The following is a 14,816-nucleotide window of genomic DNA, read 5'->3' on the forward strand; positions in this document are numbered from 1 at the left end:
GGTCGGGGGACCAGGGGTGCACCCCCGGGAGCGCCCGGCCCCGGACATGCGTGATCCCCGGGCCGCACCGGGGTGCGTCACCGAACCGGACAGAGTTCGGACCCGGGGATCACGGGTGACCGTCGGGAACTCGCCGGCACCACACCGGCTTCCACGACCGCCTCTCCGACCGGTTCTCCCGGTCGGAGCAGAACGTGGTGCTAGCTGACGGCCACCTCACGTGTCCTGCTGTAGCTCATCTGCTGGACCACCTCCTCTCCCGTGTACCGACACCGTACGCACGGGATCGAGCGGCGCGCCACCGGAAATCGCGGCCCGGTCCTCAGCCCTCGCGGGCGGCCACGCGCAGCGCCGCGTCCTTGTCCAGGACACTGCGCTCGAGGTCGGCCTGGAACTCCACCATGGCCTGCCGGAGCCGCTCGTCGCCGGCGCCGAGGATGCGCACCGCGAGCAGTCCGGCGTTGCGGGCGTTGCCGACCGCGACGGTCGCCACCGGCACGCCGGCGGGCATCTGCACGATCGACAGCAGCGAGTCCAGGCCGTCGAGGTACTTCAGCGGCACGGGCACGCCGATGACCGGCAGCGGCGTCGCGGCGGCGACCATGCCGGGCAGGTGCGCGGCGCCACCGGCCCCGGCGACGATCGCCTGCAGGCCGCGGTCGGCGGCCGAGGCGGCGTAGTCGAGCATCCGCTGCGGGGTGCGGTGGGCGGAGTAGACGCCCACCTCCCACGGCACGCCGAACTCGTCGAGCGCGGCGCCCGCGGCGCCCATCACCGGCCAGTCGGAGTCGCTGCCCATGATCACGCCCACGCGCGGGGAGCCGGTCTGCGTCATCGAGGTCCTTCCGGGGAGTGCGGGGAGCGGGGATCGCCGGTGTGGGCGGACCAGCCGTCCGCCCAGGCCGCGGTGGCCAGCCAGCCCGCGGCGAGCTCCGCGCGGGTGCGCACGTCGGCCTCGTCGCGGCCGAGGACGGTCACATGACCGATCTTGCGGGCCGGACGGCCGTCCTTGGCGTAGAGGTGCACCTTCGCCTCGGGGAAGCGCGCGAAACAGTGGTGCAGCCGCTCGTCCATGCCCATCGCGGGCTCCTGCGCCGCACCGAGCACGTTCGCCATCACCGCGACCGGGGCGACCGGGGCGGTGGAGCCGAGCGGGTAGTCCAGCACCGCGCGCAGGTGCTGCTCGAACTGCGAGGTGACCGAGCCCTCGATCGTCCAGTGCCCGGAGTTGTGCGGACGCATCGCCAGCTCGTTCACGACGACCTCGCCGGGCGCGGTCTCGAACAGCTCGACCGTCATCAGCCCGACGACGCCGAGCTCGGCCGCGATCCGCAGCGCCAGCTCCTGGATCCGGGCGGCGTGGTCCGGGTCGAGCCCGGGCGCGGGCGAGGTGACCCGGGCGCACTGGCCGTCGACCTGCAGGGTCTCGACGACCGGCCACGCGGCGACCTGGCCGAACGGTGAGCGGGCGACGCTCGCGGCCAGCTCGCGGGTCATCGGGACCGCGGACTCGACGAGCAGCGGGGTGCCGGCGTCGAGCAGGTCGGCGACCAGCCGGTCGGTGTCGTCGCCGCCGGCGCGCAGGAACCAGACGCCGCGGCCGTCGTAGCCGCCGCGGGTGGCCTTGAGCACGACCGGCCAGCCGTGCCCGGCCCCGAAGGCGGCGACGTCGCCGGGCGCGGACACCTCGGCGAACGCGGGCACCGGCAGGCCCATCTCCGACAGCCGTCGCCGCATCACCAGCTTGTCCTGCGCGTGCACGAGCGCCGAGGGCGGCGGCCGCAGCGGCAGCCCGGCCTCGGCGAGCGGGACCAGCACCTCCTGCGGGACGCCCTCGTGGTCGAACGTGACGGCCGAGCAGCCCGTCGCAAGCTCCCGCAGCGCGGCGGCGTCGTCGGGATCGCCGATGACGACGTCCGGCGTCACCCGGGCCGCCGGGTCGTCCGGCGACGCGGCCAGCACCCGCAGGGTCTGACCCAGCGCGACGGCGGCCTGGGCGGTCATCCGGGCCAGCTGGCCGCCGCCGACCATGCCGACGACGGGCAAGGCGGCCCTGTGCGCGTCAACCCTCTCCACGAGACCGGGAGCCTAATCTGGCACGATCGATCCCGTGACGGTGGTGGAGGCGACGCTCGCCAGGATCCCCCAGCCGTACCGCGACAAGGCGATCAAACACCGCGAGCTGATCAAGTTCCTGATGGTCGGTGGCAGCACCTGGGTCATCGACACGGTGGTGTTCCTGGTACTGAAGGCCACGGTACTGGCCGACAAGCCGGTGACCGCCAAGGTGATCGCGGTGCTGGTGGCGACGATGGTGTCCTACGTGCTGAACCGCGAGTGGTCCTTCCGGACCCGCGGCGGGCGCGAGCGGCACCACGAGGCCCTCCTGTTCTTCGTGATCAGCGGGGTCGGGGTCGCCGTGTACTCGGCGCCGCTGTGGGTCTCGCGCTACGTCTTCGAGCTGCAGGTGCCGTTCGTCTCGCTGGTCGCCCAGGAGTCCGCGGACTTCGTGGCCGGGCAGATCGTCGGCACCCTGGTCGGGATGGCCTTCCGCTGGTGGGCGTTCCGCCGGTTCGTGTGGCCGGACCAGTTCGTGCGACGCCAGCCGCCGCCGGTCACCCCCGCCCCGACGGACTGAGCGACAGGGCCACCGGCTATCGCGGGCCGGTGCGGTCGGGCACCGGGGCCGTCGCGGCGACGTCGTCGGTGCGGGCCGCGGGCAGGTACAGCCGGAACACCGGCGGCCGGGCCCGGGACAGCTCCAGCCTGCCGCCGTCGGCCTCGACCAGCGTCCGGGCCAGCGCCAGCCCCAGCCCGGTCGAGGACTGCGCCGAGATGCCCCGGTCGAACACGTGCGGCACCAGGTCCTCCGGCACGCCGGGCCCGGTGTCGGACACCTCCACCAGCAGCGCGTTCTCCCCGGTGCGGGCGGAGATCGTGACCGGGCCGTCGCCGTGCTGCAGCGCGTTGTCGACGAGCACCCCGATCGCCTCCCGCAGCCGCGCCGCGGTCACCCGGGCGAGCAGCCCCTCGGGCACCCGCACCTTGAGCGACCGGCCGGCCGCGGTGAGCGGGCCGCGCCACTCCCGCTCGGCGTCGGCGACGGCCTCGGCCAGGTCGACCGGTTCGGCCCCGACCGCCCGCGCGGCGCGCGCGGACTCCAGCAGGTCGTCGAGGACGGCGGTGAGCCGCTCGGTCTGCTCCAGCGCCGCGTTCGCCTCGCGGCGGGCGTCCGGATCGGGGTGGCAGGCCAGCTCGTCCAGACGCAGCTGCAACGCGGTGATCCGGCTGCGCAGCTGGTGGGACACGTCCCCGACCAGTGACCGCTCGCGGTGCAGCAGCTGGGACAGCGCCGTCGCCGAGGAGTCCAGGACCTCCGAGACGCGGTCGAGCTCGGCGATGTCGTAGCGGGCCGGGGACCGGCGGAAGTCGCCCGCGCCGAGGCGGGCGGCGCGGGCCGCGAGGTCGCGCAGCGGGTCCGACAGCCGGCGCGCGGTGTACACCGCGACCCCGGTGCCGACGGTGACGGAGAACCCCACCAGCAGCACGACGACGGCCACCACCTGGGTCTGCTGGGAGCGCATCACCGAGGTCGGCTGGGACAGCTCCATGATCCCGCCGGGCCCGAACGGCAGCGACTCGGTGACCGGGTCGTCGACCCGGTCCACGCCGTAGACGATCGGGTCCGAGTCCGGCGGCACGACGACCAGCCGGGAGTTCGGCGGGATCGCCGCCTCCACCAGCCGTTGCGACTGCGGCCCGGTGCCGTACTCCTCGACGGTCTCGGTGACCTGCTCGAGGCGCTGGGTCAGCTCGGCACGGGTGAAGTCCTCGACGAGCTGCCAGGTCGCGAGCGCGAGCGGGCCGCCCAGGAACAGCGCGGTCAGCGCCACCGTCAGCAGGGTGGAGATCAGGATCCGGCGGCGCACGGCGACCTCAGTCCGAGTTGTACCGGAAGCCGACGCCGCGGACGGTGGCGATCCGCTTCTCGCCGCCGATCTTGCGGCGCAGCCACGACATGTGCATGTCCAACGTCTTCGACGACTTCATGTCCGCGTCGCCCCAGACCGCGTGCAGGATCTCCTCGCGCGTCACGACCTGGCCGGCGTGGATCATCAGCACCCGCAGCAGCTCGAACTCCTTGTTGGCCAGGGAGACCTCGTCGCCGTCGAGCAGGACGCGGCGGCCGGACAGCTCCATCCGCAGGCCGTCCACCTCGACGACGTCCTGGGTGCGGCGGCGCAGCAGCGCCCGCACCCGGGCCAGCAGCTCGGCCAGCCGGAACGGCTTGGACACGTAGTCGTCGGCGCCGGCGTCGAGCCCCACGACGAAGTCGACCTCGTCGGTGCGGGCGGTGAGCATGAGGACGGGCAGGTCCGGCAGGGTCGCGCGGACCCGCCGGCAGACCTCCAGGCCGTCCATGCCGGGCAGCCCCAGGTCGAGCACGAGCAGGTCGACCTGCGCACGGGTGACCCGGTCGACGGCGCCGACGCCGTCGGCGACGACGTCGACGTCGTACCCCTCGCGCTGCAGGGCCCGCGACAGCGGCTCGGCGATGGCCGCGTCGTCCTCGGCCAGAACCACGGTGGTCATCTCACCGAGCATAGGGCTCCGGGCCCCGGGCACGGTGGCGGTGCGAGCTGGCATGCTCGCCCAACGTGAACCCCGAGCGATGCGTGCCCGCCGAACCCGGTGATCTGGATCTCGCCCTACGTCTGGCGGACCTCGCCGACGCGATCACGCTGCCCCGTTTCCGGGCCGCCGACCTGCGGGTGGAGCGCAAGCCGGACCGCACCCCGGTGACCGACGCCGACACCGCCGCCGAGGACGCCGTCCGCGCCGCGCTGGGCCACGAGCGCCCCGGCGACGCCATCCTCGGGGAGGAGCGCGGCGGGTCCACCGACACCGCGCACGGCCGCGGCTGGGTGATCGACCCGATCGACGGGACGAAGAACTTCTCCCGCGGGGTGCCCGCGTGGGCGACGCTGATCGCGCTCGTCGTCGACGGCGTGCCGACGGTGGGTGTAGTGAGCGCGCCGGCGCTGCACCGCCGCTGGTGGGGCTCGGCGGGGGCCGGGGCCTGGGCGCGTGACCTGCCGTCGGGGACGCCGAAGCGGATCGCGGTGTCGGGGGTGGCCGACGTCGCCGACGCCTACGTCTCGACCACCAACACCGAGACCTTCCGCACCGACCCGTCCCCGGCGTCGCGGGAGGGCTGGATCGCGCTGACCGAGGCCTGCTGGGAGTCCCGCGCGTTCGGCGACTTCTGGCAGCACGTGCTCGTCGCCGAGGGGGTCGTCGACGTCGCGGTGGAGCCCGCCGCGAACCCGTGGGACCTGGCCGCGCCGGCCGCCGTCGTCGCGGAGGCGGGCGGGCGGCTGACCGACCTGGCCGGGAACCCGACCTGGTCCGGTGGGCACGGCCTGACCAGCAACGGGCTGCTGCACGACGCCGTGCTGGGGGTGCTGCGTGGCTGAGCTGTACTTCGACGACCTGACCCCGGGCACCGTCGTCGACCTCGGTACGACCGTGGTCGACCGCGACGAGATGGTCGCGTTCTCGGCCCGGTTCGACCCGCAGCCGTTCCACCTGGACGAGGCCGAGGGCGAGCGGGTGTTCGGCGGCCTGGCCGCGTCCGGCTGGTTCACCGCGGGCCTGTGGATGCGCGCCTACGTCGACGCCGTGCTGTCCCGCGCGGCGTCGCTCGGCTCCCCCGGCGGCGACGAGATCGCCTGGCCGGCGCCGGTGTTCGCGGGCGACGAGCTGCACGCGGAGACGGAGGTCCTCGGGGCCCGCGTCTCGCGCAGCCGCCCGTCGATGGGCCTGATCACGCTGCGCGGGACGCTGACCCGCACCGGCGACGGCGCGCTCGTGTACCGGTCCCGGTTCACCGGCATGTTCGAGGTCAGGCCGACAGCGCCGTGACCACCCGCGACGGCGACGGCCGTCCCAGGTGCCCGGCCATCCACACGCTCGTGTCGACCAGCGTGCGCAGGTCGGCGCCGTGGTCGATGCCGAGCCCGTCGAGCATCCACACCAGGTCCTCGGTGGCGAGGTTGCCGGTCGCGGACCCGGCGTAGGGGCAGCCGCCCAGGCCGCCCGCGCTGGCGTCGACGGTGGTCACGCCGTACCGCAGCGCGGCCAGGGTGTTGGCCAGCGCCTGGCCGTAGGTGTCGTGGAAGTGCACCGCGAGCCGCTCGACGCCGACCCCGCGGGCGACGCAGGCGTCGAGCACCGCGCCGACGTGCGCCGGGGTGGCGACGCCGATCGTGTCGCCGAGGGAGAGCTGGTCGCAGCCCATCTCCATCAGCCGCGCCCCGACGGCGGCGGCCCGGTCCGGGTCGACGCCGCCCTCCCACGGGTCGCCGAAGACCATCGACACGTAGGCCCGCACCCGCAGGCCCTCGGACACCGCGCGGGTCACGGTGGGCTCGAACATCGCGAACTGCTCGTCGAGCGTGCGGTTGAGGTTGCGCTTCGCGAACGTCTCGGTGGCCGAGGCGAACACCGCGACGTGGTCGCAGCCGGCGTCGATCGCCCGCTGCAGGCCCCGCTCGTTCGGGGTGAGGACGGGGTAGTCGAGCCCGGCGCGACGGTCGAGCACGGCGAGCAGGTCGGCGGCGTCGGCGAGCTGGGGCACCCATGTCGGGTGCACGAAGCTGGTCGCCTCCAGCGTGCGCAGGCCCGCGTCGGCGAGCCGGTCGAGGAACTCGGCCTTCACCGCGACCGGGACGACGGTCTGCTCGTTCTGCAGCCCGTCACGGGGGCCGACCTCGTAGATCTCGACGCGCTCCGGGAGCGCGGGGTCGCGCACCGTCGTGGGAAGACCGTTGCTCACAGGGACGCCCTCTCTCGCTGCGGTGCGGGAGCCTCCATCCTGCCCCGCACGGCCGCGTCGGCGTGACCACGGCGGGCCGTGTGCTCGCTCTCCCTCTCGTTGCTGCGACGCCGCTCGGCGAGCAGGCCGATCTCCCGGTGCAGCCGGGCCTGGACCCGTTCCACGCCCGCGACGCCGGTGAACCGCAGCCGCTCCCCGGCGACGTCGAGCAGCAGGGTGCCGCAGCCGAACAGCCGTCCCCCGGCGCCGGTCCGGACGCGGACCGCGTCGATCCGGTCGATCGGCACGTCGAGGCCGTCGCGGACGAGCAGGCCCTCCCGGACGAGGAACCGCCGGTCGGTGACGACCAGCAGGGTGGCGCGCCAGCGCGCGATCGGCAGCAGCGTGAACCGCACCGCGACGAGCGCGGCGAGCACCCCGAGCACGAGCCAGGCCCACGGCGCCCACGGCTGCAGACGGACGACGGCCGCCCCGAACCCGGCGACGGCGCTCACCGCGACGAGCACCGCGGCCGGGCGCAGACCCAGCCGCCAGTGCGGGTGCCCGAGCAGCACGACGTGCTCGCCCTCGTCGAGAACCCGGTCCAGAGCCCGGTCCGGAGCCCGGTCCGGAGCGCTGTCGGGGAACGCCATGCCCCCACGGTAGGGCGCAGGGCGCCCACCGCCCGCGCGACGCGCGGGGGCTGCGTCGCAGGTCAGCGCAGCGGGTGACTCAGGACTGGTCGGCCGCGCGCAGATGGACGATGTCCCCGGCCGCCACCGCGACGCGGGCTCCGTCGTCCGGGTGGAGCAGCAGCCGGCCCTGCGGGTCGACGTCCTCGGCCGTCCCGACGAGGTGGTCCCCGGCCGGGCGCTCCACCCGCACCCGCGAGCCGAGGCTGGCGCAGGCCGAGCGGTAGTCGCGGCGCAGGCCACAGGCGTCGGCGTCGCCGTGGGCGTCGCGCCACTGCGCCTCGCGCCGGTACAGGTGCCCCAGCAGCACGGTCGCGGTCTCGGCGCGGGTCGCGGCGAACCCGTGCGCGGCCAGCGAGGTCGCGCCCCACGGCAGGTCGGTGGCCGGGGTGGAGATGTTGAGCCCGATGCCCAGGACGATCCCCGGTCCGCCGCCGGAGACCGCGGTCATCTCGGCGAGGATCCCCGCGGCCTTGCCCCGCGCCGGCCCGACGAGCAGGTCGTTGGGCCATTTCAGGGCGACCGGCACGTGCGGGGCGAGCTCGGTGATCGCGTCGGCCAGCGCGACGCCCGCGAGCATCGGCAGCCAGCCCAGCCGGTCGGCGGGCACGCCCTCGGGGCGCCACAGCACCGACATCGTCAGCGCCGCCCCGGGCCGCGAGATCCAGGTACGGTCGAGGCGGCCGCGGCCGCGCACCTGGTCCTCGGCGATCAGCACCGAGCGGTCCGGGGCACCGCGCCCGGCCTCGGCCAGCAGGTCGGCGTTCGTGGATCCGGTGGAGCCGACGACGTCGAGCGTCGTCCAGCCCCCCGCGGGACGGAGCACGGCCGTCCGCAGGGCGTACGGGTCCAGCGGAGTCCCGTCACCGTGATTCGTCCCGGTCGTCATCACCGCGCACCGTAACGGCACCGCGACGCGCCGGGGGCCGCGGAGGGTGAACGGATCGGTAACGGTGTCGCCGGGACGGCCACCCGGTCGGCTGCGTCGGACGTCACGCCCGGGCCGGGCCTACTTGCGGGTTAAGCTCCGACCTCATGAGCGCCGCAACGGAGCCGATGGCGACCCCGGACGATGGTGATTCTCCCCGCCCGGAGCCGGACATCCACACCACGGCGGGCAAGCTCGCCGATCTCTACCAGCGATTCGAGGACGCGGTCCACGCCGGTTCGGCGTCCGCGGTCGAGAAGCAGCACGCGAAGGGGCGCCAGACCGCCCGTGAGCGGATCGACCAGCTGCTCGACCCGGGCTCGTTCGTCGAGCTGGACGCGCTGACCCGGCACCGGTCGACGAACTTCGGGATGGAGGCCAAGCGCCCGTTCGGCGACGGCGTCGTGACCGGCACCGGCACGATCGACGGCCGCCCGGTCGCCGTGTTCTCCCAGGACGCGACCGTCTTCGGCGGCGCGCTCGGCGAGGTCTACGGCGAGAAGATCGTCAAGGTCATGGACGTGGCCGCGAAGATCGGCTGCCCGGTCGTCGGCATCAACGACGGCGGCGGCGCCCGCATCCAGGAGGGCGTGGTCGCCCTCGGCCTCTACGGCGAGATCTTCACCCGTAACGTGGCGAGCTCCGGCGTGATCCCGCAGATCTCGCTGATCATGGGCCCGTGCGCGGGCGGCGCCGTCTACTCCCCCGCGATCACCGACTTCACCGTGATGGTCGACGAGACCAGCCACATGTTCATCACCGGCCCGGACGTCATCAAGACCGTCACCGGCGAGGACGTCGACATGGAGGAGCTCGGCGGCGGCCGGGCCCACAACACCAAGTCCGGTGTGGCGCACTACCTGGCGGGCGACGAGGCCGACGCGCTCGACTACGTCAAGCAGCTGCTGAGCTTCCTGCCGTCGAACAACCTGTCCGAGGCGCCGTCGTTCCCGGCCACCGAGCCCGTCGAGGGGTCGATCGAGGACGGGATCATCGACTCCGACCGCGAGCTCGACACCCTGATCCCGGACTCGGCGAACACCCCCTACGACATCCGCGAGGTCATCAACCGGGTCGTCGACGACGAGGACTTCCTCGAGGTCCAGGAGCTCTGGGCGCCGAACATCGTGATCGGTTACGCCCGCGTCGAGGGCCGCAGCGTCGGCATCGTCGCGAACCAGCCGACCCAGTTCGCCGGCTGCCTGGACATCGACGCCTCGGAGAAGGCCGCCCGCTTCGTGCGGACCTGCGACGCGTTCAACATCCCGGTGCTGACCTTCGTCGACGTCCCGGGCTTCCTGCCCGGCACCGAGCAGGAGTGGAACGGCATCATCCGCCGCGGCGCGAAGCTGATCTACGCCTACGCCGAGGCGACCGTACCGAAGGTCACCGTCATCACCCGCAAGGCCTACGGCGGCGCCTACGACGTCATGGGCTCCAAGCACCTCGGCGCCGACGTCAACATCGCCTGGCCGACCGCGCAGATCGCGGTCACCGGCGCGCAGGGCGCGGTGTCGATCCTGTACCGCAAGGAGCTCAAGGGCCTGGAGGGCGACGAGCTCGCCGCCCGGCGGGCGGAGCTGCAGCAGGACTACGAGGACACCCTCTGCAACCCCTACATCGCCGCCGACCGGGGCTACATCGACGCGGTCGTGCCGCCGTCGCACACCCGCGGCTACGTCGGCCGGGCGCTGCGGATGCTGTCCACCAAGCGGGAGCAGGGCCCGACCCGCAAGCACGGGAACATCCCGCTGTGAGCGGCGACGCCGAGGCCACCCCGGAGGAGCGCCGCGCGCTGTTCCGGGTCGTGCGGGGCACCCCGGACGACCACGAGCTCGCCGCGCTGACCGCCGTGGTCGCCGCGGCGGCGAGCGCCGGTGGGCCGCCCGCCCCGCCGCGGACGCCGGACCTGTGGTCGCACCCCGCGGCCCAGCTCCGCGCCCCGCTGCACGCGGGCCCGGGCGCCTGGCGCGCCTCCGGCCTCCCCCGCTGACCTCGTAGGCACCACCGACCGACGCCCGGTCCCCCGCACACCACGTGCCCGGGGCCGGGCGTCGTCGCGTCCGGCCCCGGGGGTGGCGGTCCACCCGGGGGTGGAGGGGGTGGTCCACCCGGGATCGACCCCGGCGCCGACGCGACGGCCGGGGCCGCGGGGAGATCGTTCTCCCCATGGACGCCACCTCACTCGTCATCACGGTCGCGATCGTCGGCCTGGTCCTCTACAGGCAGTTCCGCGGGCAGTTCGTCGGCGGGCGACGCGACGTGACGCTCCCGTTCGTCGTGATCGGCATCGGGGTGCTCACCCTCGCCCAGGCCCGTCCGGAGGTCACCGCGGCCGGGGTGGCGCTGCTCGCCGCCGAGCTGGTGCTGGCGGCCGGGCTCGGGGTGGTGCGCGGCTACGCCTTCCGCCTCGGCACCCGCGAGGGGTGGGCGTACCGCAGCGGCTCGGCCGCGCTGCTGGTCGCCTGGGTGCTGACCATCGGTGTGCGGGTCGGCGCCGGGGCCCTCGGCGGGGCCGTCGGTGCCGGGCTGCTGCTGTCGACGTCGTCGGCGCTGGTCTTCGGCGGCAGCCTGCTGGTCCAGAGCCTGGTCCTGCGACGCCGGGTGGCCGCGGCCGGGCTGCCGGTCCGGCCGGACGAGGCGCGCCGTGCCCGCGCGGCGGCCTGAGCGTCCCGCCCGGCCCGGCCGCTGTGTCAGAGTGAAACGGTGAGCACGCCCGCCGCCCGCACGGCCCGCCGCGTCGAGCCGGACCGGTCGCCGCTGCTCGGGGTGCCCCGGCGGCTGGTGTCGCTGCTGTGGCTGCCGATCGTGCTGTTCCTGCTGTTCTGGTCGCCGGCCCAGCAGGTCTCCCCGACCTGGCTCTACGCCGGGCTCGTCCCGGCCGTCGCCGGGTGGGTGGTGTTCGCCCTCCACCGGACGATGCCGCCGGTCGCGACGGTGCTGACCAGCGTCGCGCTCGCCGGGGGCGGGATCGCCCTGCTGGCCGGGTCCGACGGCTGGACCACCTCGGCGGCCTTCCCGATGATGGCGGTGTTCGTGGCCGCGCTGCGGCTGCCCTACCGGACCGCGCTGTTCGTCGACGTGCCGGTCATCGCGGCCACCACGGTCGTCGTCGGGCCCTACACCTCGCTGTGGGACGCGCTGCTGGTGGTCGCCGCGCTGACCGCGATGGTGCTGTTCGGGATCGGCCGTCGCGACTCCGCCCGCCGCGTCGAGGAGCACGAGCGGACCCTCGTCGCCGACGCCAGGGCCCGCGAGGAGCACGCCCGCGCCGAGGCCATCGCCGACCGCGCCCGGGTCGCCCGCGACGTGCACGACGTGCTCGCCCACTCGCTGTCCGCGCTGGCCGTCCAGCTGCAGGGTGCCCGGCTGCTGGCGCTGCGCGACGGGGCCGCGCCGGACACCGTCGCCCAGATCGAGCGGGCCCAGCGGCTCGCCTCCGACGGGATCACCGAGGCCCGCCGCGCCGTGCGGGCGCTGCGCGAGGGACCGGTGCCGGTCGACGTCGCCGAGGAGCTGCGCGAGCTCGGCCGGGCGCACCCGGACGCGACCGTCGAGGTGGCCGACGGGCTGCGGCTCGGCGCGCGGGAGGGCGAGACCGTGCTGCGCACCGCGCAGGAGGCGCTGTCCAACGCCCGCAAGCACGCCCCCGGCGCCCCCGTGACGGTGCACCTGCGCCGCGACGGCGACGGCGCCGAGCTGGAGGTGGTCGACGTCGCCGGGGCACCGCCGCCGCCGGGCGACGGCGAGGGCTCCGGCCTGGCCGGGATGGCCGAGCGGGCGGCTCTCGTCGGCGCCGAGCTGCAGACCGGCCCCACCCCCGACGGCTGGCGGGTCCGGCTCCGGCTGCCCGCCCGCTCCACGGACCGCGAGAGGATCACGACGTGAGCGACCTGCGGGTGGTACTGGCCGACGACCAGCGGATCGTGCGCGACGGCCTCGCCACCGTCCTGGGCCTGCTCGACGGCATCGAGGTCGTCGGCACCGCGTCCGGCGGCGACGAGGCGGTCGCCCGGGTCGCCGAGCTGGCCCCGGACGTGCTGCTCACCGACCTGCGGATGCCCGCGGGCGACGGCGTCTCGGCGACCCGCCGGGTCCGCGACGGGCACCCCGGCACCGCCGTCGTCGTGCTCACCACCTACGTCGACGACGACGCCGTGGTCGACGCGATCGCCGCGGGCGCCTCGGGCTGGCTGTCCAAGGACGCCGACGCCGAGGCCATCGGCCGGGCCCTGCGCTCGGCCGCCGACGGCGTGTCCACCGTGGACGCCGGCGTGCTGTCCCGGCTGGTCGCCGCCCGCGCGTCGACCGCCCCGGCGGCACCGGTCGACCCGCCGGACGGGCTGACCCCGCGCGAGGTCGAGGTGCTCGGGCTGATCGCCGAGGGGCTGTCCAACACCGAGATCGCGCGACGGCTCGTGGTCGGCGAGGCGACGGTGAAGACCCACGTCAACCACCTGTTCGCCAAGACCGGGCTGCGCGACCGCGCCCAGGCCGTCGGCTACGCCTACCGCCACGGCCTGGCCGGCCGCTGACGGCGTCCCCCGCAGCAGCCGGCGCGGACGCGGCACGGCGTCCACACCCCCTGGCGTGCCCCCACACCTGTTGCGACGGGTGTGGGGACCGGCCAGGGGGTGTGGATCCGGCGGGTCAGTCGGTGGTGGTGCCGGTGGCGGGGGGTGTCGGTGCGGGTTCGCGCTCGGCGGCCCGGCGCTGCGCCTGCACCGCGTCGCCGGGCCGGACCGGGCCGCCGACCCGGCGGCGGACCACGGCTCCGCGGTGGCGGGCCGGTAGCGTCTGCCGTCGTGCGTCTGGTTCTGGCCTCCGCCTCCCCCGCCCGCCTGTCGGTCCTGCGCGCCGCCGGGGCCGACCCCGCCGTGGAGGTCTCCGACGTCGACGAGGACGCCCTGCTCGCCGCGCACCCCGACGCCGACCCCGCGCGCAAGGTGACGCTGCTGGCCGCGGCCAAGGCGGCCGCCGTCGCCGGCCGGCTGACCGGTGACTGCGTGGTCGTGGGCTGCGACTCCATGCTGCTCGTCGACGGCGAGCTGGTCGGCAAGCCGCACGACGCGGAGACCGCGCGGCGCCGCTGGAAGGCCATGGCCGGGCGCACCGGCGAGCTGCTGACCGGGCACGCCGTGCTGCGCCTGGCCGGCGGCGCGGTCGCGCAGGAGGCCGAGGGCCACGCCGGGACCGGGGTGCGCTTCGCCGAGCCGACCGACGCCGAGCTCGACGCCTACCTCGCCACCGGCGAGCCGCTGGAGGTCGCGGGCGCGTTCACCCTGGACGGGCTGGGCGGCTGGTTCGTCGAGGGCATCGACGGCGACCCGTCCAACGTGATCGGGATCAGCCTGCCGCTGCTGCGCCGTCTGCTGGGCGCGGTCGGGGTGTCGGTGGTCGATCTGTGGACGCCACGGTCCTGACCGCCGTGTGGGTGTCGGGGTACGCGGTTACCCTGCGGCCATGACTGTCGGACACGACCCCGACCCGAAGCTCGCCGAGTACGCGCACCCCGAGCGCCTGGTCACCACCGAGTGGCTGGCCGAGCACCTCACCGACCCCGGCCTCGTCGTCGTGGAGTCCGACGAGGACGTGCTGCTCTACGAGACCGGGCACATCCCCGGCGCGGTGAAGGTCGACTGGCACACCGAGCTGAACGACCCCGTCACCCGTGACTACGTCGACGGCACCCGCTTCGCCGAGATCATGTCCGAGCGCGGCGTCGGCCGGGACACCACGATCGTCGTCTACGGGGACCGGAACAACTGGTGGGCCGCCTACGCGCTGTGGGTGTTCTCCCTGTTCGGCCACGCCGACGTGCGGCTGCTCGACGGCGGCCGGTCCAAGTGGGTCGCCGAAGGCCGCGAGATGGTCACCGACGCCCCCACCCCGACCCAGGCCGACTACCCGGTCGTCGAGCGCGACGACTCCGGCATCCGCGCCTTCAAGGACGACGTGCTCGCCCACCTCGGCAGGCCGCTGGTCGACGTGCGGTCCCCGCAGGAGTACACCGGCGAGAAGCTGCACATGCCGGACTACCCGCAGGAGGGCGCGGTCCGCGGCGGGCACATCCCGGGCGCCGCGAGCGTCCCGTGGGCCCGCGCCGCCGCCGAGGACGGCTCGTTCCGGAGCCGTGCCGAGCTGTCCGCGATCTACGAGCAGGAGCAGGGGCTGTCGGCCTCGGACGACGTCGTCGCCTACTGCCGGATCGGCGAGCGCTCCAGCCAACACCTGGTTCGTGCTGACGTACCTGCTGGGCTTCGACCGGGTCCGCAACTACGACGGCAGCTGGACCGAGTGGGGCAACGCCGTGCGCGTGCCGATCGCGCAGGGCGAGGAGCGCGGTTCCGCGTGAGCTCCGCCGACCCGGGCACCCTGC

The 14,816-nt window shown here is 75.0% G+C and carries 16 protein-coding genes and 1 pseudogene; 10 read left to right on the forward strand and 7 right to left on the reverse strand.

Features of this window, described 5'->3' with window-relative positions; genetic code table 11:
* Window positions 1–322: 322 nt before the first annotated feature.
* Window positions 323–835 carry a 5-(carboxyamino)imidazole ribonucleotide mutase gene (purE, locus tag WHI96_RS14745; protein WP_073576360.1) on the reverse strand — a complete coding sequence of 171 codons (513 nt, stop codon included), beginning with the start codon at window positions 833–835 and terminating at the stop codon, window positions 323–325.
* Complete coding sequence (locus WHI96_RS14750) at window positions 832–2,076, reverse strand: 5-(carboxyamino)imidazole ribonucleotide synthase (RefSeq protein WP_345646699.1); 1,245 nt, start codon at window positions 2,074–2,076, stop codon at window positions 832–834. Before WHI96_RS14750 ends, purE begins: the two co-directional genes overlap by 4 nt.
* Before the next feature lie 34 nt (window positions 2,077–2,110).
* Between WHI96_RS14750 and WHI96_RS14755 the strand changes: the two genes are divergently transcribed.
* Window positions 2,111–2,638 (forward strand): GtrA family protein, encoded by a 528-nt coding sequence (locus tag WHI96_RS14755; RefSeq protein ID WP_345646702.1) that lies wholly within the window; start codon window positions 2,111–2,113, stop codon window positions 2,636–2,638.
* Window positions 2,639–2,654: 16 nt separating this feature from the next.
* Here WHI96_RS14755 and WHI96_RS14760 read toward each other — a convergent pair whose 3' ends face one another.
* A complete protein-coding gene (locus WHI96_RS14760) occupies window positions 2,655–3,929 on the reverse strand; it encodes a sensor histidine kinase (RefSeq protein ID WP_226349941.1) in 1,275 nt (424 codons plus the stop codon).
* A gap of 7 nt (window positions 3,930–3,936) precedes the next feature.
* Complete coding sequence (locus tag WHI96_RS14765; protein ID WP_345646707.1) at window positions 3,937–4,593, reverse strand: response regulator transcription factor; 657 nt, start codon at window positions 4,591–4,593, stop codon at window positions 3,937–3,939.
* 65 nt (window positions 4,594–4,658) lie between these two features.
* Between WHI96_RS14765 and WHI96_RS14770 the strand changes: the two genes are divergently transcribed.
* Both WHI96_RS14770 and WHI96_RS14775 read left to right on the forward strand, forming a co-directional pair.
* On the forward strand, window positions 4,659–5,477 hold the full coding sequence (locus WHI96_RS14770; RefSeq protein WP_345646710.1) for an inositol monophosphatase family protein: 819 nt from the start codon (window positions 4,659–4,661) through the stop codon (window positions 5,475–5,477).
* Window positions 5,470–5,925 carry a MaoC/PaaZ C-terminal domain-containing protein gene (locus tag WHI96_RS14775; RefSeq protein ID WP_345646712.1) on the forward strand — a complete coding sequence of 152 codons (456 nt, stop codon included), beginning with the start codon at window positions 5,470–5,472 and terminating at the stop codon, window positions 5,923–5,925. Before WHI96_RS14770 ends, WHI96_RS14775 begins: the two co-directional genes overlap by 8 nt.
* Here the strand turns inward: WHI96_RS14775 and WHI96_RS14780 are convergent.
* From WHI96_RS14780 to WHI96_RS14790, 3 genes are all read right to left on the reverse strand, one after another.
* Window positions 5,906–6,838 carry a hydroxymethylglutaryl-CoA lyase gene (locus WHI96_RS14780; protein WP_345646715.1) on the reverse strand — a complete coding sequence of 311 codons (933 nt, stop codon included), beginning with the start codon at window positions 6,836–6,838 and terminating at the stop codon, window positions 5,906–5,908. The two genes, WHI96_RS14775 and WHI96_RS14780, sit on opposite strands and share 20 nt — an antisense overlap.
* On the reverse strand, window positions 6,835–7,470 hold the full coding sequence (locus tag WHI96_RS14785) for a PH domain-containing protein (RefSeq protein WP_345646717.1): 636 nt from the start codon (window positions 7,468–7,470) through the stop codon (window positions 6,835–6,837). The genes WHI96_RS14780 and WHI96_RS14785 overlap by 4 nt, the downstream gene beginning before the upstream one ends.
* Window positions 7,471–7,549: 79 nt before the next feature.
* Window positions 7,550–8,398: a biotin--[acetyl-CoA-carboxylase] ligase gene (locus tag WHI96_RS14790; RefSeq protein ID WP_345646720.1), complete on the reverse strand. Its 849-nt coding sequence runs from the start codon at window positions 8,396–8,398 to the stop codon at window positions 7,550–7,552.
* A 146-nt stretch (window positions 8,399–8,544) separates the two neighbouring features.
* Between WHI96_RS14790 and WHI96_RS14795 the strand changes: the two genes are divergently transcribed.
* The 7 genes and pseudogenes from WHI96_RS14795 to WHI96_RS14825 all read left to right on the forward strand — a co-directional run bounded on the left by WHI96_RS14795 (window position 8,545) and on the right by WHI96_RS14825 (window position 14,792).
* The gene (locus WHI96_RS14795) at window positions 8,545–10,194 is read left to right on the forward strand and encodes an acyl-CoA carboxylase subunit beta (RefSeq protein WP_345646723.1); all 1,650 of its coding nucleotides are present in this window, start codon (window positions 8,545–8,547) and stop codon (window positions 10,192–10,194) included.
* Entirely contained in the window at window positions 10,191–10,430 is a 240-nt protein-coding gene (locus WHI96_RS14800) for an acyl-CoA carboxylase epsilon subunit (RefSeq protein ID WP_179761867.1), read from the forward strand. Before WHI96_RS14795 ends, WHI96_RS14800 begins: the two co-directional genes overlap by 4 nt.
* A 176-nt stretch (window positions 10,431–10,606) precedes the next feature.
* Complete coding sequence (locus tag WHI96_RS14805; protein ID WP_345646730.1) at window positions 10,607–11,104, forward strand: hypothetical protein; 498 nt, start codon at window positions 10,607–10,609, stop codon at window positions 11,102–11,104.
* Between the two features lie 39 nt (window positions 11,105–11,143).
* Window positions 11,144–12,325 (forward strand): sensor histidine kinase, encoded by a 1,182-nt coding sequence (locus WHI96_RS14810; RefSeq protein WP_345646733.1) that lies wholly within the window; start codon window positions 11,144–11,146, stop codon window positions 12,323–12,325.
* Window positions 12,322–12,972, forward strand: a complete 651-nt coding sequence (locus WHI96_RS14815) for a response regulator (protein ID WP_226349932.1) — start codon at window positions 12,322–12,324, stop codon at window positions 12,970–12,972. Before WHI96_RS14810 ends, WHI96_RS14815 begins: the two co-directional genes overlap by 4 nt.
* A gap of 270 nt (window positions 12,973–13,242) precedes the next feature.
* Entirely contained in the window at window positions 13,243–13,860 is a 618-nt protein-coding gene (locus WHI96_RS14820) for a Maf family protein (protein ID WP_345646739.1), read from the forward strand.
* A gap of 40 nt (window positions 13,861–13,900) precedes the next feature.
* A pseudogene (locus tag WHI96_RS14825) lies at window positions 13,901–14,792 on the forward strand (sulfurtransferase).
* Window positions 14,793–14,816: the final 24 nt, after the last annotated feature.

This window comes from Pseudonocardia tropica, from assembly GCF_040105315.1.
In the GTDB taxonomy this organism is placed as follows: domain Bacteria; phylum Actinomycetota; class Actinomycetes; order Mycobacteriales; family Pseudonocardiaceae; genus Pseudonocardia; species Pseudonocardia alni.